Source organism: Franconibacter daqui (assembly GCF_014644275.1).
In the GTDB taxonomy this organism is placed as follows: Bacteria; Pseudomonadota; Gammaproteobacteria; order Enterobacterales; family Enterobacteriaceae; genus Franconibacter; species Franconibacter pulveris.
Window position 1 is genome coordinate 111,627 of the sequence record NZ_BMKJ01000008.1, and the last position, 19,587, is coordinate 131,213.

The 19,587-nt window shown below is 56.9% G+C and carries 22 protein-coding genes and 1 tRNA gene; 10 read left to right on the forward strand and 13 right to left on the reverse strand.

Annotated features, from left to right (window positions below; genetic code table 11):
* Window positions 1-6 precede the first annotated feature (6 nt).
* The 3 genes from IEX01_RS20160 to IEX01_RS20170 form a co-directional block, all read right to left on the reverse strand.
* Window positions 7-873, reverse strand: a complete 867-nt coding sequence (locus IEX01_RS20160) for a metal ABC transporter permease (RefSeq protein ID WP_024559946.1) — start codon at window positions 871-873, stop codon at window positions 7-9.
* A gap of 1 nt (window position 874) precedes the next feature.
* Complete coding sequence (locus IEX01_RS20165; RefSeq protein WP_024559945.1) at window positions 875-1,558, reverse strand: metal ABC transporter ATP-binding protein; 684 nt, start codon at window positions 1,556-1,558, stop codon at window positions 875-877.
* Window positions 1,559-1,807: 249 nt separating this feature from the next.
* The gene (locus IEX01_RS20170) at window positions 1,808-2,716 is read right to left on the reverse strand and encodes a LysR family transcriptional regulator (RefSeq protein WP_188724436.1); all 909 of its coding nucleotides are present in this window, start codon (window positions 2,714-2,716) and stop codon (window positions 1,808-1,810) included.
* A 103-nt stretch (window positions 2,717-2,819) separates the two neighbouring features.
* Here IEX01_RS20170 and IEX01_RS20175 point away from each other — a divergent pair, with 103 nt between their 5' ends.
* Window positions 2,820-4,238: an aldehyde dehydrogenase family protein gene (locus tag IEX01_RS20175; protein WP_188724437.1), complete on the forward strand. Its 1,419-nt coding sequence runs from the start codon at window positions 2,820-2,822 to the stop codon at window positions 4,236-4,238.
* Between the two features lie 27 nt (window positions 4,239-4,265).
* Here the strand turns inward: IEX01_RS20175 and IEX01_RS20180 are convergent, their stop codons facing one another.
* Window positions 4,266-4,862, reverse strand: coding sequence for a TetR/AcrR family transcriptional regulator (locus IEX01_RS20180; protein ID WP_048887126.1), 597 nt, complete (start codon window positions 4,860-4,862; stop codon window positions 4,266-4,268).
* Window positions 4,863-4,973: 111 nt separating this feature from the next.
* On the opposite strand from IEX01_RS20180, the gene IEX01_RS20185 reads away from it, so the two are divergent.
* On the forward strand, window positions 4,974-5,570 hold the full coding sequence (locus tag IEX01_RS20185; RefSeq protein ID WP_024557249.1) for an NAD(P)H-dependent oxidoreductase: 597 nt from the start codon (window positions 4,974-4,976) through the stop codon (window positions 5,568-5,570).
* A gap of 628 nt (window positions 5,571-6,198) precedes the next feature.
* On the opposite strand, the gene IEX01_RS20190 is transcribed toward IEX01_RS20185, so the two are convergent.
* The 6 genes from IEX01_RS20190 to aspA form a co-directional block, all read right to left on the reverse strand.
* Window positions 6,199-6,274 (reverse strand) — tRNA-Phe (locus IEX01_RS20190).
* 112 nt (window positions 6,275-6,386) lie between these two features.
* On the reverse strand, window positions 6,387-6,962 hold the full coding sequence (locus IEX01_RS20195) for a transcriptional regulator (RefSeq protein WP_024557245.1): 576 nt from the start codon (window positions 6,960-6,962) through the stop codon (window positions 6,387-6,389).
* Between the two features lie 49 nt (window positions 6,963-7,011).
* Window positions 7,012-8,865: a protein-disulfide reductase DsbD gene (locus IEX01_RS20200; RefSeq protein ID WP_188724438.1), complete on the reverse strand. Its 1,854-nt coding sequence runs from the start codon at window positions 8,863-8,865 to the stop codon at window positions 7,012-7,014.
* Complete coding sequence (cutA, locus tag IEX01_RS20205) at window positions 8,841-9,164, reverse strand: divalent cation tolerance protein CutA (RefSeq protein WP_188724439.1); 324 nt, start codon at window positions 9,162-9,164, stop codon at window positions 8,841-8,843. The genes IEX01_RS20200 and cutA overlap by 25 nt, the downstream gene beginning before the upstream one ends.
* Window positions 9,165-9,258: 94 nt before the next feature.
* On the reverse strand, window positions 9,259-10,560 hold the full coding sequence (locus IEX01_RS20210) for an anaerobic C4-dicarboxylate transporter (RefSeq protein WP_024557242.1): 1,302 nt from the start codon (window positions 10,558-10,560) through the stop codon (window positions 9,259-9,261).
* A gap of 117 nt (window positions 10,561-10,677) precedes the next feature.
* Entirely contained in the window at window positions 10,678-12,114 is a 1,437-nt protein-coding gene (gene aspA, locus IEX01_RS20215; RefSeq protein WP_024557241.1) for an aspartate ammonia-lyase, read from the reverse strand.
* Between the two features lie 337 nt (window positions 12,115-12,451).
* Here aspA and IEX01_RS20220 point away from each other — a divergent pair, with 337 nt between their 5' ends.
* The 4 genes from IEX01_RS20220 to IEX01_RS20235 all read left to right on the forward strand — a co-directional run bounded on the left by IEX01_RS20220 (window position 12,452) and on the right by IEX01_RS20235 (window position 15,541).
* The gene (locus tag IEX01_RS20220) at window positions 12,452-12,928 is read left to right on the forward strand and encodes an FxsA family protein (protein ID WP_024557240.1); all 477 of its coding nucleotides are present in this window, start codon (window positions 12,452-12,454) and stop codon (window positions 12,926-12,928) included.
* 134 nt (window positions 12,929-13,062) lie between these two features.
* Window positions 13,063-13,356, forward strand: a complete 294-nt coding sequence (locus IEX01_RS20225; protein ID WP_024553409.1) for a co-chaperone GroES — start codon at window positions 13,063-13,065, stop codon at window positions 13,354-13,356.
* Between the two features lie 46 nt (window positions 13,357-13,402).
* Window positions 13,403-15,037, forward strand: coding sequence for a chaperonin GroEL (groL, locus tag IEX01_RS20230; RefSeq protein WP_188724440.1), 1,635 nt, complete (start codon window positions 13,403-13,405; stop codon window positions 15,035-15,037).
* A gap of 150 nt (window positions 15,038-15,187) precedes the next feature.
* Window positions 15,188-15,541, forward strand: coding sequence for a DUF4156 domain-containing protein (locus IEX01_RS20235; protein WP_029696937.1), 354 nt, complete (start codon window positions 15,188-15,190; stop codon window positions 15,539-15,541).
* Window positions 15,542-15,670: 129 nt separating this feature from the next.
* On the opposite strand, the gene epmB is transcribed toward IEX01_RS20235, so the two are convergent.
* A complete protein-coding gene (gene epmB, locus IEX01_RS20240; RefSeq protein WP_024560640.1) occupies window positions 15,671-16,699 on the reverse strand; it encodes an EF-P beta-lysylation protein EpmB in 1,029 nt (342 codons plus the stop codon).
* A 40-nt stretch (window positions 16,700-16,739) separates the two neighbouring features.
* Here epmB and efp point away from each other — a divergent pair, with 40 nt between their 5' ends.
* The 3 genes from efp (at window position 16,740) to ecnB (ending at window position 17,749) form a co-directional block, all read left to right on the forward strand.
* Window positions 16,740-17,306, forward strand: coding sequence for an elongation factor P (gene efp / locus IEX01_RS20245; RefSeq protein WP_024557236.1), 567 nt, complete (start codon window positions 16,740-16,742; stop codon window positions 17,304-17,306).
* 60 nt (window positions 17,307-17,366) lie between these two features.
* Window positions 17,367-17,498 (forward strand): entericidin A/B family lipoprotein, encoded by a 132-nt coding sequence (locus IEX01_RS20250; protein ID WP_188724441.1) that lies wholly within the window; start codon window positions 17,367-17,369, stop codon window positions 17,496-17,498.
* Between the two features lie 104 nt (window positions 17,499-17,602).
* A complete protein-coding gene (gene ecnB / locus IEX01_RS20255; RefSeq protein WP_024553405.1) occupies window positions 17,603-17,749 on the forward strand; it encodes a lipoprotein toxin entericidin B in 147 nt (48 codons plus the stop codon).
* A gap of 36 nt (window positions 17,750-17,785) precedes the next feature.
* On the opposite strand, the gene IEX01_RS20260 is transcribed toward ecnB, so the two are convergent.
* Complete coding sequence (locus tag IEX01_RS20260) at window positions 17,786-18,391, reverse strand: helix-turn-helix transcriptional regulator (protein ID WP_024557235.1); 606 nt, start codon at window positions 18,389-18,391, stop codon at window positions 17,786-17,788.
* Window positions 18,392-18,675: 284 nt separating this feature from the next.
* Between IEX01_RS20260 and sugE the strand changes: the two genes are divergently transcribed.
* Complete coding sequence (gene sugE / locus IEX01_RS20265) at window positions 18,676-18,993, forward strand: quaternary ammonium compound efflux SMR transporter SugE (RefSeq protein WP_024557234.1); 318 nt, start codon at window positions 18,676-18,678, stop codon at window positions 18,991-18,993.
* Here the strand turns inward: sugE and IEX01_RS20270 are convergent.
* On the reverse strand, window positions 18,990-19,523 hold the full coding sequence (locus IEX01_RS20270; protein WP_024557233.1) for a lipocalin family protein: 534 nt from the start codon (window positions 19,521-19,523) through the stop codon (window positions 18,990-18,992). The two genes, sugE and IEX01_RS20270, sit on opposite strands and share 4 nt — an antisense overlap.
* Between the last annotated feature and the right edge of the window lie 64 nt (window positions 19,524-19,587).

Here is a 19,587-nt window from a genome sequence, read left to right on the forward strand (position 1 = left end):
TGTCCCTTACCTTGTTGGTTTAACCCGTTTTACGAGCGGAAAAATCCCCTTTTCCGTGCCGAACAGCACCGAAACGAAGAAAAAGAGGGTGGCGGTGAGCACGATGGCGGGCCCGGCGGGCAGCGACTGATACCAGGACCAGATAAGCCCCAGCAGCGCGCTGACCATGCCGATAACCACCGCCAGCGCCAGCATCCAGGGCAGACGGTTCGCCCAGCAGCGGGCGGCGATAGCGGGCAGCATCATCAACCCCACCGTCATTAAGGTGCCGAGGATCTGAAAGCCCGCCACCAGGTTCATCACCAGCAGCCCAAGGAACAGCGCATGGATAAGGCGCGGAAGATGGCGTGAGCGAACCTGCAAAAACGGGGCGTCGAAAGCTTCTGTCACCAGCGCCCGGTAGCCCCAGCCCAGAATGAGCAGCGTGGCGCTGGCGATAACGCCGATAAACATAAGCGAGCTGTTATCCACGGCCAGCAGCGAACCAAACAGCAGATGGAGCAAATCCACGCCGCTGCCGCGTAGCGAAACCAGCGTGACGCCGAGCGCCAGCGAACCGAGGTAGAAACCGGCAAAGCTGGCGTCTTCCGGCAACGAGGTGGTTGTACTCACCCAACCCGAAAGCAGCGCCACCAGCAGGCCGACGATAAACCCGCCCGCGCCCATCGCCAGCAGCGACATGCCGCAGAGCAGATAGCCCACCGCCACGCCGGGCAGCACCGCATGGGAAAGGGCGTCGCCAGCCAGGCTCATTCTGCGCAGCAGCAGAAACACGCCGAGCGGTGTAATGCTGAGCGAAAGCGCGAGGCAGGCGACCAGCGAGCGGCGCATAAAGCCGAAGGCGATGAAGGCGTCGAAAAAAGCGTGCGTCATGTTAGTCCTGCGGCAACGGGCAAGCGGAGGGCGGCGGCAACACCGACGCGGTCCGGCCCCAGCGGTAATGCCCCTGATGCAGCCAGAGCGTTTCGGGAAAATGGCGATGAACCATCTGCTGGTTATGCAGCACGACCAGCAGCGTTTTGCCGCGAGCATTGAGCGTGGCCATCACCTCCAGCAGGGCGTCGCTCGTCTGGCTGTCGATACCGGTGAAGGGTTCATCCATCAGCATGATCGGCGCATCCTGCACCAGCAGGCGGGCAAAGAGCATGCGCTGAAACTGGCCGCCCGAGAGGCGGTTGAGCGTATGGCGGCGCAGCGCGGTTAGCCCAACCTGTTCCAGCGCGGCGTCGATGCGGGAAAGCGTCTCGCCGCGCAGGCCTTGCGTTAAAGCGGCGGCGGGCCAGGCGCCCATCGCCACCACGTCGCTGACCGTCAGCGGGAAGTCATGATCCAGTTCGTTCTGTTGCGGCAGCCAGCCGATGATTTTCTTGTCGCCAGGCCAGCTTACGGAGCCGCTAAGGGGCGGCAGGAAACCGGCCAGGGTTTTGAGCAACGTCGATTTGCCGCAGCCGTTTACGCCGACAATGGCCGTAGGGCTGCCGGGGCGGAAAGCGCCGTTGAGCGGGCAGGTCAGCCTTTTTCCTGCGTAGCCGGTAACAAGGTTATTAAGCGTTATCATGGCAGCAATGTGGCCCAGCGGATGGCGCCCCACAGCAGGACAAGCAGCAACGTTATGCTGCAGGCACGTGATAAGCCTGAGCGCGTCAGCAGCGTTTGGCGGGAAAATGAAATGGCAAAACGAGACATAAATGCGCACCGTTGTTTATTGTTATGATATAACATAACAATAAACGCAGCGGATGTGAACACGCGGCTGCGTTATCTTGATTCGACAGGAAAAAGAGAAGAGGCGGGGTTGCGACCCCGCTCAGGGCGCGGTTTGCGCACAGCGCAATTCCCGGGCGAGGTCGATAAACGCTTTTAGTCCGGCCGGCACATGCCGTCGGCCGGAATAGTAAAGCCGCAGGCCGCCAAAGGAAGGGCACCAGGGCTCCAGCACGCTGATTAAACGCCCGCTCGCCAGGTCTTCGCGAATAAACCATTCAGAGACAAACGCCAGACCGAAGCCGCAGCGAGCCGCCTGGCGTATGCTCCGCATTTCGCTGAACACTACGCGGTTAGTCATGCTGACGGTAAATTTTTGCTGGTGGTGTTCCAGTTCCCACTGGTAAACCCCGCCGTGGGAAAGACGCATGCCGATTCCCTGATGCCGTGCGAGATCGTCCGGCGTTTGCGGCTTGCCGTGCTTTGCAAAATAGTCGGGGCTGCCGACAATCAACATCCTCGCGTCGTCGGTCAGCGGAACGGCAATCATATCCTGCGGCACCGCCTCCGCCAGCCTGATACCCGCATCAAAACCTTCCGCGATAATATCCACCATTTTCGACTGGGAACTGATATCGAGCCGCATATGGGGGAAACGCGCCAGATAGTGTCGCAATAGCGGGTCGAATAGCAGCGAGACCGCTTCCGGCGGCGCATTAATGCGCAGGGTGCCGGCAGGCTGCTCGGGGGCCGTCTTTATCTCTTCTGCGGCGCGCCGAAGCTCGGCCAGCGCTGGCGCAATGCGGTCAACATAGCGTTGCCCCGCTTCGGTCAGGGCAACGCTGCGGGTGGAGCGGTGAAAAAGCCGCGTTTGCAGGCGCGCTTCCAGCCCGGCGACAGCATTGCTCACGGCTGTTGCTGACATTCCCAGCTCCCGTGCCGCAGCGCGGAAGCTTTTGCGATGGGCGACAGCAAGCACCACTTCGAGTTCGGTCAGACCGGTTCGATGCATGAATTATTCCGATTTTCGGTACAGTCTGTGCGTTATAACCCCGCTTATCAGCGCAGTACAGGCTTTTTATACTCCCCGCATCATCCATGCAGGAGAGAATCGCATGCAACATATCGACAAAATTTATATTAACGGTGAATTCGTAACGCCGCACGGCAGTGAGCGGTTTGAGCTGTTCAACCCGGCCACGGAAGAGATCATCGGCACCGTACGTCTGGCTGACGAAGAAGATACGCGGTGCGCTATTGCGGCGGCGAAAGCGGCGTTTCCGGCGTGGTCGCAAACCAGCAAGGCGCAGCGCATTGACGTTTTAAAACGCATGCATGCGGCAATCGTTGAGCGCGAAGCCGCTCTGCGCGAGGCGATAGTCACCGAATACGGCGCGCCGGTTTCCCGCGCCGACTGGATGGCGACCTACCCTGGCGACGCGATTCTGGAAGCGATAACCACGCTTGAGGCGTTTGATTTTGAGGTGCAGGCGGGAAGCGCGCAGGTGGTGATGACGCCTGTGGGCGTGGCGGGGCTTATCACGCCCTGGAACAGCAACGCCGGCTTTATCTGCAACAAGCTGGCGACGGCGATGGCGGCGGGCTGCACGGCGGTGATCAAACCCAGCGAAATGAGCGCTATTCAGACGCAGATTGTGACCGAAGCGCTGCACGCCGCTGAGATTCCTGCTGGCGTGCTGAATATCGTTACCGGGCGAGGAGAGGTTGTCGGCGCGGAAATAACCCGCCATCCGGATATCGCGAAAATCTCTTTTACCGGCTCAACTACCGTAGGAAAAGGGATAGTGGCGGGCGGTGCGGCAACCCTTAAGCGCGTAACGCTGGAGCTTGGCGGAAAATCGCCCACCGTGATCCTGGACGATGCCGCTGTCGGGCAGGCGGTGGCGCTGGCGCTGGCAGCAGGCTTTATGAACAGCGGGCAGGCCTGTATTGCCGGTACGCGTATTCTGGTGCCGCAGAGCAGATTAAGTGAGTTTGAACAGGCGATTGCGCTGGCAGTGGGTGAAATTCAATCTGGCGACCCGCGCGATCCCGCAACGGTTATCGGTCCAATGGTAAGCCGTAAGCAGTGGGAGCGTGTACAGAGTTATATTCGCCTGGGGCGGGAAGAGGGCGCGATGTTGTTGACTGGCGGTGAAGGACGGCCAGCAGGTATGACGAAAGGCTGGTGTGTAAAACCAACCATCTTTACCAGGGCAAATAACCAGATGCGCATTGCGCGGGAAGAGATTTTCGGCCCGGTGCTGGTCCTCATCCCTTATGAGGATGAGGCGCAGGCAGTCGCTATCGCCAACGACACCACTTACGGTTTAAGCGCGCTGGTGCTAAGCGGCGACCGGGCGCGCGGTCAGCGAGTGGCGCGGCAGATTGACGCGGGGCGCGTGCTGGTCAACACGCTTATCCATGAACCGAAAGCGCCGTTTGGCGGCCTTAAGCAGTCCGGCCTGGGAAGAGAGATGGGACGATGGGGGATGGAAGCTTATCTTGAGCCGAAAACGTTGCTGGTGGGCTAACCCGCAAGGCGACGGGTTATGCTCCTGTTATTCGGTTCTCTGCCGGTGAACCATGGCGATGATTATCTTAAGCAGTTCGTCTCTGGCCTGCTGTTCCGTAATCATCGCTTTTGCGGCGGCCCAGCAGAGCGATTCGGCGGCGCCGAACATCGCCCAGAGCGGGGCGTCGGTAAGCGGGGCGCTGGTGCAGAAGGGAGCGAAAATCTCACGGCACTGGCGCGTAAAGGCGACGGCGTAATCCTGCCTGAGTTTTTCCAGTTCCGGCGTACCGCTGAGCGCCGCCATTACGCTTGGCATTTCGCGCCCCTGGTGCAGCACGCAGGCGACATACGCGTCTGCAATAACCGCAGCCAGCGTTTCCAGCTTCGGCTCTGCATTGCGCAGGGCTTCGTTCATTTTCGCCGTCTGACGCTCGTCATACTCACGATAAAGCGCCGCCAGCAGGCCCGATCGGCTGGTGAAATGATCGTACACCACCGGCTTTGTCACGCCAGCCCGCTCGGCCAGATGCCCAAGCGTCAGGGCCTCAGTGCCCTCTTCGCGAATAATCCGCCAGGCCATGTCGAGCAGTTGCGCGTTACGCGCTTCCCGCGATAAACGCAGGCGAGTATGAGGTTCCGGCATGATTTCCTCCGTTGACATGCTAATATACCAAAGGTAGGTTACTATTAGTAGGTTACTGACCGTATAGAAAGGTTACGTCTGACCCCGCTTAATGACAACAGGAGTATCGCTATGCATGCACTGATCGTTGTTTCCCATCCCGTTAAAAATTCCCTGACCCACCGCGTTGCGACTGCTGTTGCGCAGGGCATCACCGCCGCCAGCCGCGAAAACAGCGTTGAAATAGCTGACCTTACCCAGGAAGGGTTTAACCCGGTTTTTTCAGCTGAGGATTATGAGGCTTTTCAGCAAGCCCGCGCTTTTCCGGCTGATGTGATAGCCGAGCAACGGCGCATTGATAACGCCGATGCGCTGGTCCTGGTTTTTCCGGTTTACTGGTGGACGATGCCGGGCATGCTGAAAGGCTGGATTGACCGCGTCTTTGGCAACGGCTGGGCTTATGAGGATAACGGCGATGACAAGGTCGTGAAAAAACTGACGCGCCTGCCCATACACCTGGTAGGTCTCGGCGGGGCGGGAAGACGCACCTATGAAAAGCACGGCTACAACGCGGCGATGAAGGCGCAAATCGATCATGGCATTTTCGATTACTGCGGCGCGCCGGTGATGACATCGGAAATTCTGCTGCTGCCGGATTTGGAAACGCCTGAAGCGTGCCTTGAAGTGGCGCAGGGAATTGGGCGGCGGATTTTTACGGCGGGACGCTAAAAAAGCCCCGTCGGGGTGAGCCACAGGGAGGTGGCGAACAATCGAACATCGTTCGATGAAGAGTCCGGAACCCTCAAAAGCAAAAACCCAGCCATAGGCTGGGTTCTCTGAATAAGTGGTGCCCGGACTCGGACAAAAACGCCGGGAGCGTTTTTGCACAGCGCGTTCCGCGCTGGCCCCGCAAGGGTGAGCCACAGGGAGGTGGCGAACAATCGAACGTCGTTCGATGAAGAGTCCGGGCCCCCAAAAGCAAAAACCCAGCCATAGGCTGGGTTCTCTGAATAAGTGGTGCCCGGACTCGGACAAAAACGCCGGGAGCGTTTTTGCACAGCGCGTTCCGCGCTGGCCCCGCAGGGGTGAGCCACAGGGAGGTGGCGAACAATCGAACATCGTTCGATGAAGAGTCCGGAACCCCCAAAAGCAAAAACCCAGCCATAGGCTGGGTTCTCTGAATAAGTGGTGCCCGGACTCGGACAAAAACGCCGGGAGCGTTTTTGCACAGCGCGTTCCGCGCTGGCCCCGCAGGGGTGAGCCACAGGGAGGTGGCGAACAATCGAACGTCGTTCGATGAAGAGTCCGGAACCCCCAAAAGCAAAAACCCAGCCATAGGCTGGGTTCTCTGAATAAGTGGTGCCCGGACTCGGAATCGAACCAAGGACACGGGGATTTTCAATCCCCTGCTCTACCGACTGAGCTATCCGGGCAACGGGGCGCATTAAACCGTAAAGGCCGCGGGGCGTCAACGGCTTTGTCATAAAAAATCGGTAAAACTGTGTCGATTGCCTGCTTTTCATGCAAAAACGGCGAAAGCTAAGCTCAGGTTAGCGCGCCGCCCTGGCGGCACAGCGCCAAACGCAGGATATCTTCCGCCAGCCGACGCGCGGTATCCACATCCGCCCGGTTATGTTTAACCAGCAGGCGGCTGAGGCACCCTTCCAGCACCAGTTCCATCTGCTCCGCGACCATCGCCGGATCGTCTACTTCCAGACGCGTCAGCAACGCGTGGGTAAATTCCCAGGCCGCGCGCTTTTGCTGATCCGCAAGCTGGTGGATCGGGTGCGTCGGGTCCGGAAAAAACGAACAGGCGGCGATAAACAGACAGCCGGGATAGCGCTCGTTATCCACGCAGCCGGAAAGGGCGTCATAGCGCGCCAGCAGTTTATCTTCATCGCGCATCTCTTCATCATGGATAAGCTGCCTGCGCCAGGCGTCGATTTGTTGGCTGTGATAGCGCAACGCGTCATACAGCAGCGCCTCACGATCCGGCCAGAAACGCTGCATCTCCTCAACCGGATAATCCGCCCTGGCGGCCACCATCTCGAACGTGGTGTTAGCAAGTCCTTGTTGTTCAAGGATATGCAGGGCGTGCTCTAAAACTTCTTCACGTTGCACGGTTCGCTCCTCCGTTCATCCCAACGGTTTTTCCCACTCAAAGTGTCGTTTACAGCGCTTGATTGTGCAAATGCGCATTAAACGCGGCGGCATCCATAAAACCTGTCACGCGGGCCGCAGGGCGCTCATTGCCCTCGGCGTCAAAGAACAAAATCGTCGGCAACCCCAGCACGCTCAAATGCTTAAGCAAAGCCGTATCCTGCGCGCTGTTGGCGGTAACGTCCGCCTGCAACAGAACCGTATTTTTCAGCGCGTTTTGCACTGCCGGTTCGCTGAAAGTGTATTTTTCAAACTCTTTGCAGGCGACGCACCAGTCCGCATAGAGGTCCAGCATCACCGGCTTGCCCTTTGCCTGCGCCAGCGCCTGGTTGAGATCATCGACGCTGGAAATGCGTGTGAAACTTAAATGCGCCTGAGTGGTTGCGGCGGGCGCGCCAAACGCCCAGTCCTGCAGCGGGCGGGCGCAGACCAGCGCGGCGGCGAGCAGCGCAATCTGCACGACGCGAAGCCAGGCTTTTTCCGCCTTAAGGCTTGCGATAAACGCCCAGCCGAAGAACGCGATGCCCAGCAGACTCCACAGCCGCAGCCCCCAGGTTTCTCCCAGCACGCGCTCAAGCAGGAACACCGGCAAGGCGAGAATGATAAAGCCAAAAGCGACCTTGACCTGTTCCATCCACGGGCCGCTTTTCGGCAGCAGTCGGTTGCCGAAAACGGTGATGAGAATAAGCGGCAGCCCCATCCCCAGCGCATAGAGATAGAGGGTGCCGCCGCCAAGCCAGACGTTTCCGCTCTGCGCGATGTAAAGCAGGATGGCGCTGAGCGGGGCGGTAGTGCAGGGCGAACAGATAAGCCCGGCGATAGCGCCCATCGCGAATACGCCGCCTGCCGAGCCGCCCTGCTGGCGGTTACTCATCAGCGCCAGACGCGTCTGCAGCGAAGAAGGCAGTTGCAGCGTAAAAAGACCGAACATGGAAAGCGCCAGCAAAACAAAAACCACAGAGAGCGTAATCAGCACCCAGGGGCTTTGCAGCGCCGCCTGGAATTGCAGCCCGGCGGCCGCGACCACCAGTCCCAGGGCGGTATAGGTGAGCGCCATGCCCTGTACATAGATAAACGCGAGCAACAGCGCCCGTGCGGTGGAAAGGCGCTGCCTGCCGCCCAGCACAATGCCGGAGATAAGCGGGTACATCGGCAGCACGCAAGGAGTAAAGGCAACGCCAATGCCTATCAGCAACGCCCACAGGGCGGAGAAGGGAAGCGCGGCCCCTGCCGCAGGGCGCTCTCCGGCAGGCGGAAAAGCGGTATCTGCGCCATCACCGATGTTAGTTTCTCCATTACCGGCCGGGTGCACCGTGCCGCCCGTTTTCAGCGGGCCATTGGCGCCCGTCGCCTTCTCTGAAGGGAGAGGCGGCATGATGGCGTGCGGCGTGCGGGCGGAATCCGCTCCGGCATTTGTCCCGGCTTCCGGCGCGCCCGATGCTACAGCGCTGAGCGGCACTATGCGGGTCTCCGGCGGGTAACAAAAGCCCGCTTCGGCGCAACCCTGGTAGGTCACGCTAAGCGCGGCGCCTTGTTCGGTATGGGTGAGCGTAACGGGCAGAGTGAGCTGTTGCGTATAAATCTCGCTTTTGCCGTAAAACTCATCTTCATGCCAGGCGCCCTGCGGCAGGGTGGGCGGCGTTATGGTCGCTTTCTGTGGCGTAATGTTGATTTGCTGGCGGTAGAGATAGTAGCCGGGCTTAATTTGCCAGCTCAGCACAACCTGTTGATCGCGCTGTTGAAAATCAAAGGCGAAAGCCTGGTCTGCGGGAACAAACTGGCTTTTGCCCGGTGAATCGAAGAGTCCGGCGAAAGCTGAGGTGCTGCAAAGCAGCAGAATCAGCGTAAAGATGCGTTGAGCCATGAGAGGTAGTCGTTATCTCCGTGGAGCACTGGCAGAACCAGCAGTTCCGGGGTCTGGTACGGATGGTGAGTTTTCAGGCAGGTCAGCAGCGCCTGCTGGCGAGCGACATCGCTTTTCAGCAGCATCTGGACTTCATACTCCTGCTCAAGTTTGCCTTCCCAGTAATAGAGCGAAGACGCGCCTGGCAACAGGGTCACGCAGGCGGCAAGCTTTTCCGCCAGCACTTTTGCCGCCAGATCCTGCGCGGTGGCTTCATCGGGCGCGGTACAGAGAACAACAACGGCGTCGGGTAGGGTCATAGCGTTTTCCCCTGTCAGCGAAAAAAGAGACTATACCACGCAAGAGGACGGGGAATAAGGCAACGGGCCGCGAACGGCCCGTCTTTACGCGGCGTTACAGCAGCAGGCCGCCGATAACAAAACCCAGAATCACGCAGAGCGCGATGGCGATAACGCCCGGGATCAGGAAGGCATGGTTAAAGACATATTTGCCGATGCGGGTCGAACCCGTATCGTCCATCTCTACTGCTGCCAGCAGCGTCGGATAGGTCGGCAGCACGAACAGCGCCGAGACCGCAGCAAAAGAGGCGACGGCGGTGAGCGGGCTTACCCCGAGCATCAGCGCGGCGGGCATTAATGCTTTCGTGGTCGCCGCCTGCGAGTAAAGCAGGGTGGCGGCGAAGAACAGCACTACCGCCAGCAGCCAGGGATAGCTCTGCAGCAGGTTGCCCGCCACCGCCTGAATATCGTCGATATGGTGTTTAACAAACGTATCGCCAAGCCACGCGACGCCCAGCACGCAGATACAGGCGCTCATGCCCGACTTAAAGGTGCTGGCGTTGAGCACTTCGCCCGTATCGACTTTACAGGTAATGCAAATCAGCGTGGCGATGGTCAGCATAAAGACCACAATCGCTTCGTTGCGCGGCAGCACCGGGTTAGCGATAAGCCCCACGGTCGGGCTGATGGCGGTGGCGTAGAACATGACGGCGACAATGCCCACCAGGAAGAGGCCTACCGCGCGTTTGGCGTGCGGCTTAATCTGGAAAACCTGGGAACCGCGCAGCTTTACCTCGCCTTTTGCCAGACGTTCCTGATAAACCGGGTCGTCTTTTAACTCGGCGCCCAGAAAGTTACAGACGATAGCCGTCAGCATCACCGCGATGAGCGTCACCGGGATACAGATGGCGAGCAGCGTCAAATAGCTGACGCCCAGCGGCTCAAGAATACCGGCGAAAAAGACCACGGCGGCGGAAATCGGGGAGGCGGTGATGGCGATTTGCGACGCCACCACGGCGATGGATAACGGACGGGACGGGCGAATGCCTTGCTCTTTGGCCACTTCCGTAATGACCGGCAGCGTGGAAAACGCGGTATGGCCGGTGCCGGCGAGAATGGTCATAAACCAGGTGACCAGCGGCGCGATAAACGTGATGTATTTTGGATGACGACGCAGCAGTTTCTCCGCCAGGCTCACCAGGTAATCCATTCCGCCCGCCACCTGCATTGCGGCGATAGCGGCGATAACCGCCATAATAATTTCAATAACGTCAAAGGGAATCGCCCCAGGTTTAATCTGGAACAGCAGGGTCAGCACCAGCACGCCCAGCCCGCCGGCAAAGCCGATACCGATGCCGCCGAGCCTGGCTCCGAGATATATCGCCAGCAAGACGATGACGAGTTCAGCACCAAACATAGTGGTCTTCCTTGTTTTAACGAGTTGATAAAAATTTGTTGTGTTTTCGTAGCCCCTGAAAACGAAAAAGGCACGTCCTTAATGGACGTGCCTTTGTAAGTTTACCCTGAATAGGGATTACTGTTCGCTTTCATCGGTATACCGTTTGGCTTTGTAAACCGGGTGCATGAGGTTATGCACCGAGAAGATATCGTCGAGCTCCGCTTCGGTCAGCAGGCCGCGCTCCAGCACCACTTCCCGTACGCTCTTGCCGGTCATGGCGCAAATCTTGCCGACGATATCGCCGTTGTGGTGGCCGATGAACGGGTTGAGATAAGTCACGATACCGATGGAGTTATAAACGTAACCTTCGCACACTTCTTTATTGGCGGTGATGCCGTTGACGCATTTCTCCAGCAGGTTGTAGCAGGCATTGGTCAGGATGTGGATAGATTCGAACATCGCCTGGCCGATAACCGGCTCCATGACGTTGAGCTGCAGCTGACCCGCTTCAGACGCCATGGTTACCGTGGTGTCGTTGCCGATAACTTTAAAACAAACCTGATTTACCACTTCCGGCACGACCGGGTTCACTTTCGCCGGCATGATGGAGGAACCTGCCTGGAGTTCCGGCAGATTGATTTCATTCAGGCCCGCGCGCGGACCGGAAGAGAGCAGGCGCAGGTCGTTACAAATTTTCGACAGCTTAACCGCCAGGCGTTTCAGCGAGCTATGCACCATCACGTAAGCGCCGCAGTCGGAGGTGGCTTCAATCAGGTCTTCCGCCGGCACCACCGGCAGGTTGCTCACTTCCGCCAGCTTCTGCACCGCCAGGTGTTGATAGCCGTCCGGTGTGTTAAGACGCGTGCCGATAGCGGTGGCGCCAAGGTTCACTTCCAGCAGCAGCTCCGCGGTGCGCAGCAGGTTTTTGGTCTCTTCGTTCAGCAGCACGGTAAACGCATGGAATTCCTGGCCCAGCGTCATCGGCACTGCGTCCTGCAACTGGGTGCGGCCCATTTTCAGGATTTTTTCAAACTCTACCGCTTTGCGCTGAAAACCTTCGCCCAGCTGGTTGATGGCGTCTACCAGCTTCACGATGGAGGCGTATACCGCAATACGGAAGCCGGTCGGGTAAGCGTCGTTGGTGGACTGGCACTTGTTCACATGGTCGTTCGGGTTCAGATACTGGTATTCGCCTTTCTGGTGACCCATCAGCTCCAGCCCGATATTGGCCAGCACTTCGTTGGTGTTCATGTTGACGGAAGTGCCTGCGCCGCCCTGGTAAACGTCTACCGGGAATTGATCCATGCACTTGCCATTGTTTAGCACTTCATCACAGGCAGCAATAATGGCGTTGGCGATGCTTTTCGGAATGGTTTGCAACTCTTTGTTCGCCATGGCGGCGGCTTTTTTGACCATTACCATGCCGCGCACAAATTCCGGAATGTCGCTGATTTTGTTGTTGCTGATGTAAAAGTTTTCAATCGCACGCAGAGTATGAACGCCGTAATAAGCGTCCGCTGGAACTTCCCTGGTACCCAACAAATCTTCTTCGATACGAATGTTGTTTAACATGTGAACCTTCTTTGCTTAATCTGACTAAGTTTGCACCAAACACGCAGGAGATATGTGGTTATGGAGCCGCGATGACCAACATTTTTAGCCTCATTTGGCCTGGTGCCCGTGATGATATGCTGATGATAGCGAAAAGCCGTAATCTGGATCACTTATTGTCGCCGACGGGACATAACAATTATTAATCTGTGAAATGCATCACCGCTTATTAATTTCGAGAAAAATATCGCGGCAAAGCGATTGAATGTTGGCTACCGCGCCTCCATCTCTGACTAATCTGCTGAAAAAACGTTTATTTGCGACCGCTGAACGGCGTTCGCCAGAACAGGAGGTGCCGGTGCGCTGGATACCCTTTATTGCTATTTTTCTCTATGTTTACATTGAGATATCTCTCTTTATTCAGGTCGCGCATGCGTTGGGCGTTTTCCTGACGCTGGTGCTGGTTATCTTCACTTCAGTTATCGGCATGTCGCTGGTGCGCAACCAGGGGCTGAAAAACTTTCTGCTGATGCAGGAGAAAATGGCGGCGGGCGAAAGCCCGGCGGCGGAAATGGTAAAAAGCGTTTCGCTTATCATCGCCGGTTTCCTGCTATTGTTACCCGGCTTCTTCACAGACTTCCTCGGCCTGTTGCTGCTGCTGCCGCCGGTGCAAAAACACCTGACGCTGAAACTGCTTCCCCACTTGCGCTTTAGCCGCATGCCGGGCGGCGGTTTTAGCGCGGGCGCGGGCGGCGGCAATACTTTCGATGGCGAATACCAGCGTAAGGACGAAGGGCCGAAGCGTCTGGAAGAGCGCGATCGCGATGATCGATAAAAAAGCGAAAAAATTTTTATTTTCCCCCTTGAAGGGGGAAAACCCCATCCCCATCTCTCAGGGCACCAGCCGCGAGCATACGTGCTTCGGCCTAACCCATAACTGATACGGACTTTCTCAAAGGAGAGCTATCAATGAATATTCGTCCATTGCATGATCGTGTGATCGTCAAGCGTAAAGAAGTTGAATCCAAATCTGCTGGCGGCATCGTTCTGACCGGCTCCGCGGCGGGCAAATCCACCCGCGGCGAAGTGCTGGCTGTTGGCAATGGCCGCATCCTTGAAAATGGCGAAGTGAAGCCGCTGGATGTGAAAGTGGGCGACATCGTGATTTTCAATGATGGCTATGGTGTGAAAACCGAGAAGCTGGACGATCAGGAAGTGCTGATCATGTCCGAAAGCGACATTCTGGCAATTGTTGAAGCGTAATTTCACGCGCGACTAACTGAACGTACGAATTTAAGGGAAAAAAGATATGGCAGCTAAAGACGTAAAATTCGGTAGCGACGCTCGTGTGAAAATGCTGCGCGGCGTAAACGTGCTGGCAGATGCAGTGAAAGTTACCCTGGGCCCGAAAGGCCGTAACGTGGTGCTGGATAAATCCTTCGGCGCACCGACTATCACCAAAGACGGCGTATCCGTTGCTCGTGAAATCGAACTCGAAGACAAATTCGAGAACATGGGCGCCCAGATGGTGAAAGAAGTGGCCTCCAAAGCGAATGACGCGGCAGGCGACGGCACCACCACGGCAACCGTTCTGGCGCAGGCTATTGTGAACGAAGGCCTGAAAGCAGTAGCGGCGGGTATGAACCCGATGGATCTCAAGCGCGGCATCGACAAAGCAGTGCTGGCGGCGGTTGAAGAGCTGAAAGCGCTCTCTGTGCCGTGCTCCGACTCTAAAGCTATCGCTCAGGTAGGCACCATCTCCGCTAACTCCGACGAAACCGTAGGCACCCTGATCGCGGAAGCCATGGAGAAAGTGGGCAAAGAAGGCGTTATCACCGTTGAAGAAGGCACCGGTCTGCAGGACGAGCTGGACGTGGTTGAAGGTATGCAGTTCGATCGCGGCTACCTCTCTCCGTACTTCATCAACAAGCCGGAAACTGGCGCAGTAGAACTGGAAAGCCCGTTCATCCTGCTGGCTGATAAGAAAATCTCTAACATCCGCGAAATGCTGCCGGTGTTGGAAGCCGTTGCGAAAGCCGGCAAACCGCTGGTTATCGTGGCTGAAGACGTTGAAGGCGAAGCGCTGGCGACCCTGGTGGTTAACACCATGCGCGGCATCGTGAAAGTCGCTGCGGTGAAAGCGCCGGGCTTCGGCGACCGTCGTAAAGCGATGCTGCAGGATATCGCTATCCTGACTGGCGGTACCGTTATCTCTGAAGAGATCGGTATGGAGCTGGAAAAAGCGACGCTGGAAGACCTGGGCCAGGCGAAACGCGTGGTTATCAACAAAGACACCACCACCATCATCGATGGCGTGGGCGACGAAGCAGCAATCCAGGGCCGCGTTGGTCAGATTCGTCAGCAGATCGAAGAAGCAACCTCTGATTACGACCGTGAAAAACTGCAGGAGCGCGTAGCGAAACTGGCAGGCGGCGTTGCGGTAATCAAAGTAGGCGCTGCGACTGAAGTCGAAATGAAAGAGAAGAAAGCGCGCGTTGAAGACGCCCTGCACGCTACCCGTGCTGCGGTGGAAGAAGGCGTGGTTGCCGGTGGCGGCGTGGCGCTGGTGCGCGTAGCGGCTAAACTGGCTGCGCTGACTGGCCAGAACGAAGACCAGAACGTAGGTATCAAAGTTGCGCTGCGCGCAATGGAAGCGCCGCTGCGTCAGATCGTTTCCAACGCCGGTGAAGAGCCGTCTGTTGTGGCGAACAACGTGAAAGCGGGCGACGGTAACTACGGTTACAACGCGGCGACCGAAGAATACGGCAATATGATCGACATGGGTATTCTGGATCCGACCAAAGTCACCCGTTCTGCGCTGCAGTACGCTTCTTCCGTAGCGGGCCTGATGATCACCACCGAATGCATGGTGACCGACCTGCCGAAAGAAGATAAAGCCGACTTAGGCGCTGCCGGTATGGGCGGCATGGGCGGCATGATGTAATCGCCTTCGCCCGTCGTGTATGACGGGCGACCCCCAGAAATAAGAGAACCCCCGTACCAGAAATGGTCGGGGGTTTTTCTTTTGGTCATCTTTTTAGTATAAGGTCTTACCGGGCAGACTGTGTCCAGCACACTGATAACGAGGAATAACATGCGCGTGAAAGTCTCAGCAGGAATGGTTGTGGCAGCACTGCTGCTGGCAGGGTGTAGCTCCAGCAATCAGCTGACAGCGGCGGGTCAGAGCGTTCGCTTTGTGGAAGATAAGCCTGGTAATGAATGCCAGCTGGTCGGCAGCGCTACCGGCGAACAGAGCAACTGGCTCTCCGGCCAACAGGGAGAAGAAGGCGGCTCAATGCGCGGCGCGGCAAACGATCTGCGCAATAAAGCTGCGCAGATGGGCGGCAATGTGGTTTACGGCGTAAGCAGCCCAACGCAGAACCTGCTTTCAAGCTTTGTGCCGACCGCCAGCAAAATGACCGGCCAGGTCTATAAGTGCCCGAACTGATCGGGCGTTGCGGCGAGTAAGCGTTGTTGAAAAGGGCGGGTGCGCTTACCCGCTTTGTAAAAACAGCCTATCTGCACGAGGCAGGGTGGCTAAGCGTCAGTACCGCCATCCTCTCTTCATCTGGCTACATCAGTTCTGGCGCAGCTGCAAATCCAGCGGCGTTTTGCTCGGCTCGCCGCCAATCTCGCGGGCAAGCTTCGGCACCATATAACCAGAAACCAGCGTCAGCAGTTCGCGCATAATGCGTCGGGCTTCTTCATCGCTGACCATGAAATGCGCTGCGCCCTGCACTTTATCCAGCACATGCAGGTAATAGGGCATCACGCCCGCATCGAACAGCGCGTTGCTGAGCTCGGCAAGTGTCGGGGCGCTATCGTTTACTCCCCGCAGCAGCACGCTCTGGTTTAGCAGCGTCACGCCCGCTTTGCGCAACCGCGCCATCGCGCCGCGAAATTCCTCATCAATCTCGCGGGCGTGGTTAATATGGTTGACCAGCAATACCTGAAGCGAGGAACGTTCAAGCCGCGCTGTCAGCTCATCGGTAATACGCGCCGGAATGACTATCGGCAGACGGCTGTGAATGCGCAGCCTTTTGATATGCGGGATAGCCTCCAGGCCAGCTATCAGCCAGTCCAGCTCCCTGTCTTTCGCCATCAGCGGATCGCCGCCGGAAAAGATTATCTCATCAAGTTCCGGGTGTGCGGCGATGTAATCCAGCGCCGCCTGCCAGTTACGCTTGTTGCCCTGGTTATCCGCATAGGGGAAATGGCGGCGGAAGCAGTAACGGCAATTTACCGCGCAGCCGCCTTTTACCAGCAGCAGGGCGCGATTGCGGTATTTATGCAGCAGTCCCGGCACCACGCTGTGCTGCTCTTCCAACGGATCGGTGGAGAAGCCGGGCGCGGCGATGAACTCTTCGCGTGAAGTAAGTACCTGACGCAAAAGCGGATCGTTGGGGTTTCCCTTCTCCATGCGGGCGATAAACGCGCGCGGCACGCGCAGCGCAAACAGACGACGGGCGTCTCGTCCGGCCTGCAGTTCGGCGTTTGTATCAATATTCAGAAGCTGAAGCAGCTCATCGGGATCGGTAACAACATCGGCAAGTTGCGATAACCAATCTTCTCTGGATGGGGGATTTAGGGTTACAATATGCGCCATTTTGTGGCTTAGCTACCAGTTAACAATTTCAGAGGGCCTTATGGCGACTTATTCTAGCAACGATTTTCGTGCCGGTCTTAAAATCATGTTGGATGGCGAACCTTACGCCGTTGAATCCAGCGAATTCGTGAAACCGGGTAAAGGTCAGGCGTTCGCGCGCGTTAAGCTGCGCCGTCTGCTGACAGGTTCCCGCCTCGAAAAAACCTTCAAATCCACCGACTCCGCCGAAGGCGCAGACGTTGTGGATATGAACCTGACTTACCTCTACAACGACGGTGAGTTCTGGCACTTCATGAACAACGAAACCTTCGAGCAGCTGGCTGCTGACGCCAAAGCCGTAGGCGACAACGCGAAATGGCTGCTGGATCAGGCTGAGTGCATCGTGACCCTGTGGAACGGCCAGCCTATCTCCGTTACGCCGCCGAACTTCGTTGAACTGGAAATCGTTGATACCGATCCGGGTCTGAAAGGCGATACCGCAGGCACCGGCGGCAAACCTGCTACCCTGTCCACTGGCGCTGTGGTGAAAGTGCCGCTGTTCGTACAGATTGGCGAAGTGATTAAAGTAGATACCCGCTCTGGCGAATACGTATCTCGCGTGAAATAAGTTCACGTTCGCTATGCGGTGTGGCGTCCGCCACACCGTTGCTTCAGGGATGGCAAACCGATGAAACCCTTTATTAGCTATCTTCTTCTGGCGCTCTTCTCCGGCGCGCTTCTGAGCGGCTGCAACACCGCGCGCGGTATCGGTGAAGATGTGCAGCAACTTGGCAATGCGATAGAACGCGCTGCCCGCTAGCCTCTAATTCTCCTAAAAATTTCTCCTTTCCCGTCGCTTTCCGGGAATTTGTCTATGCTTAAGTGGCTATACACAAACAACATTGGTAACAAAAGGAAGAAATTATGGCTAAGAAAACAATGGCGGCGCTCTTTTCTGCACTGGTGCTTTCTTCTCTGCTGACTGCCTGCAACACCACTCGCGGCGTGGGCGAAGATATTCAGAGCGGCGGCAGCGCAATTTCCGGCGCGGCCACTAAAGCCCAGCAGTAATCTCAGTAGGCGGTACGGCTGACTGTGCCGTACCGTTTATTCCACCCGCAGTTCCTGCTGCGGAACAAACAGCGAGAAGCGGTTATCCACGCCGAGCTTCATGCGAATATTCCGCTTGTAGGTGTAAACCGTCTTAACCGCGATCCCCATATTGCGGGCAATCACTTCATTTGCGATTCCGTCCGTCCACCATTTTAAAATTCGCTCTTCACGCAAGGTGAGCAGAGACGTTACGGTGCGAGCTTCACGCGTTAGCGGCTGCGTTTGCATCGCCTCTTCAATAACGGTTTGCAAATTGCCAAGCGGGATAGACTTTTCGACCGTCTTCCATGGCTTATGCGTTTCGCAATAATGTTCCAGCGCTTCTGACGTGCCGCTTTGCAGCAATAACAGGCGGGTGTATTTACCGCAGGCGGCGAAAATAGAAGAAAGCTGACTGATGTGATGAATATCCGACATAAAACTATGCAGGTCGGCCACAACCAGATCGGGCTGCCATTGCAGTATGTACTCCCTTGCGCGCAGAAGGTGATCTGTTGCTGTGATCGCAAAAGGCGCTTCAAAGTACTCAGAGTGATTGAGCCAGCCCACCATGCCAAGACGGCTAAAATAACAGTGGTCAATGAGTAAAATTTTATACATGGTTAGCTTCGTAATCAGGGGGTCGGACAAGAGGTCACTGAATAACCATCATAAGAGGATTTAACGGCGATAAATCGTGGATCTACGGGCACTATGACGCCTATTTCTGCGCTTAACGCGTTTCTTATCTAAAATCTTGTTCTTAACCGAAATTCAGTCGGGTGGGTTGCTTTTCTGCGCTGGCAGAGGGATCATCTATACGTTTTTCAACTGGCCTTACGGGACGACCCGTAAGCGCGTCTTATGGATCGGGGACGACCCCAGCATGAACGGGAGTCATCTTTATGTCCTGGCTTATTCTTCTTATCGCTGGTCTGCTTGAAGTGGTCTGGGCTGTCGGCCTGAAATACACGCACGGTTTTACCCGGCTGCTGCCGAGCCTGATTACTATCACCTCAATGATTATCAGCATTGTTTTGCTGTCATTTGCTATGAAAACGCTGCCTACTGGCACCGCTTATGCGGTCTGGACAGGGATTGGCGCGGTTGGCGCCGCCATCGCTGGCATCGTGCTGTTAGGGGAATCGGCGAGTCTCGCCCGTATCGCGAGCCTCGCGCTGATAGTCGTGGGAATTGTAGGGCTAAAATTCAGTACGCATTAAACCGGTTTCTGCTTTATCCACAGCAATTTTTCCACGGCAAAACCCTGCCGGGTCGCGGCATCCAGCATTTGCTGTTTTACCTGCGGGTTGATGGTCGGCGTTCGGGACAGTATCCACAGATAGTCGCGATTCGGCCCGCACACCAGCGCATGCTGGTAATCTTTATCCAGCGCGATCACGTTATAGCCGCCATAGAAGGGGCCAAAAAACGAAACTTTCAGCGCGGCGCGATTGGGGCTGCCGGTAAAGTAGGCTCGTCCGTCGGTTTCCTGCCACATACCGCGATCAACGTTATAGCCGCGGTTGACGACGTTCAGGCCGCCATCTTCGCGCAGGCTGTAGGTTGCGGTCACTTGTTCAAGTCCCCGTTCAAAGCGGTGATCAAAACGGGCGATTTCATACCATTTTCCAAGATAGCGGGTGGAGTTAAAGTTTTCGACAACGGTAACGCCGCGGGGAGGCGTTGGGGTACTACAGGCGACGACCAGAAACGCAACGGCGGCGGTGGTAACGATGGGCAGAAGTCTCATAACGCATTCCTTTTGACCTTTTTTGCTAAGTGTAGAAGGGGCGGGAAGTTTTTGCTTATGGCTG

What these genes read in the sequence shown, in the direction of transcription:
- IEX01_RS20160 (WP_024559946.1), bottom strand. Translation starts at nt 873, where the DNA reads ATGACGCACGCTTTTTTCGACGCCTTCATCGCCTTCGGCTTTATGCGC.
- IEX01_RS20165 (WP_024559945.1), bottom strand. Translation starts at nt 1,558, where the DNA reads ATGATAACGCTTAATAACCTTGTTACCGGCTACGCAGGAAAAAGGCTG.
- IEX01_RS20170 (WP_188724436.1), bottom strand. Translation starts at nt 2,716, where the DNA reads ATGCATCGAACCGGTCTGACCGAACTCGAAGTGGTGCTTGCTGTCGCC.
- IEX01_RS20175 (WP_188724437.1), top strand. Translation starts at nt 2,820, where the DNA reads ATGCAACATATCGACAAAATTTATATTAACGGTGAATTCGTAACGCCG.
- IEX01_RS20180 (WP_048887126.1), bottom strand. Translation starts at nt 4,862, where the DNA reads ATGCCGGAACCTCATACTCGCCTGCGTTTATCGCGGGAAGCGCGTAAC.
- IEX01_RS20185 (WP_024557249.1), top strand. Translation starts at nt 4,974, where the DNA reads ATGCATGCACTGATCGTTGTTTCCCATCCCGTTAAAAATTCCCTGACC.
- IEX01_RS20200 (WP_188724438.1), bottom strand. Translation starts at nt 8,865, where the DNA reads ATGGCTCAACGCATCTTTACGCTGATTCTGCTGCTTTGCAGCACCTCA.
- cutA (WP_188724439.1), bottom strand. Translation starts at nt 9,164, where the DNA reads ATGACCCTACCCGACGCCGTTGTTGTTCTCTGTACCGCGCCCGATGAA.
- IEX01_RS20210 (WP_024557242.1), bottom strand. Translation starts at nt 10,560, where the DNA reads ATGTTTGGTGCTGAACTCGTCATCGTCTTGCTGGCGATATATCTCGGA.
- aspA (WP_024557241.1), bottom strand. Translation starts at nt 12,114, where the DNA reads ATGTTAAACAACATTCGTATCGAAGAAGATTTGTTGGGTACCAGGGAA.
- IEX01_RS20225 (WP_024553409.1), top strand. Translation starts at nt 13,063, where the DNA reads ATGAATATTCGTCCATTGCATGATCGTGTGATCGTCAAGCGTAAAGAA.
- groL (WP_188724440.1), top strand. Translation starts at nt 13,403, where the DNA reads ATGGCAGCTAAAGACGTAAAATTCGGTAGCGACGCTCGTGTGAAAATG.
- IEX01_RS20235 (WP_029696937.1), top strand. Translation starts at nt 15,188, where the DNA reads ATGCGCGTGAAAGTCTCAGCAGGAATGGTTGTGGCAGCACTGCTGCTG.
- epmB (WP_024560640.1), bottom strand. Translation starts at nt 16,699, where the DNA reads ATGGCGCATATTGTAACCCTAAATCCCCCATCCAGAGAAGATTGGTTA.
- efp (WP_024557236.1), top strand. Translation starts at nt 16,740, where the DNA reads ATGGCGACTTATTCTAGCAACGATTTTCGTGCCGGTCTTAAAATCATG.
- IEX01_RS20250 (WP_188724441.1), top strand. Translation starts at nt 17,367, where the DNA reads ATGAAACCCTTTATTAGCTATCTTCTTCTGGCGCTCTTCTCCGGCGCG.
- ecnB (WP_024553405.1), top strand. Translation starts at nt 17,603, where the DNA reads ATGGCTAAGAAAACAATGGCGGCGCTCTTTTCTGCACTGGTGCTTTCT.
- IEX01_RS20260 (WP_024557235.1), bottom strand. Translation starts at nt 18,391, where the DNA reads ATGTATAAAATTTTACTCATTGACCACTGTTATTTTAGCCGTCTTGGC.
- sugE (WP_024557234.1), top strand. Translation starts at nt 18,676, where the DNA reads ATGTCCTGGCTTATTCTTCTTATCGCTGGTCTGCTTGAAGTGGTCTGG.
- IEX01_RS20270 (WP_024557233.1), bottom strand. Translation starts at nt 19,523, where the DNA reads ATGAGACTTCTGCCCATCGTTACCACCGCCGCCGTTGCGTTTCTGGTC.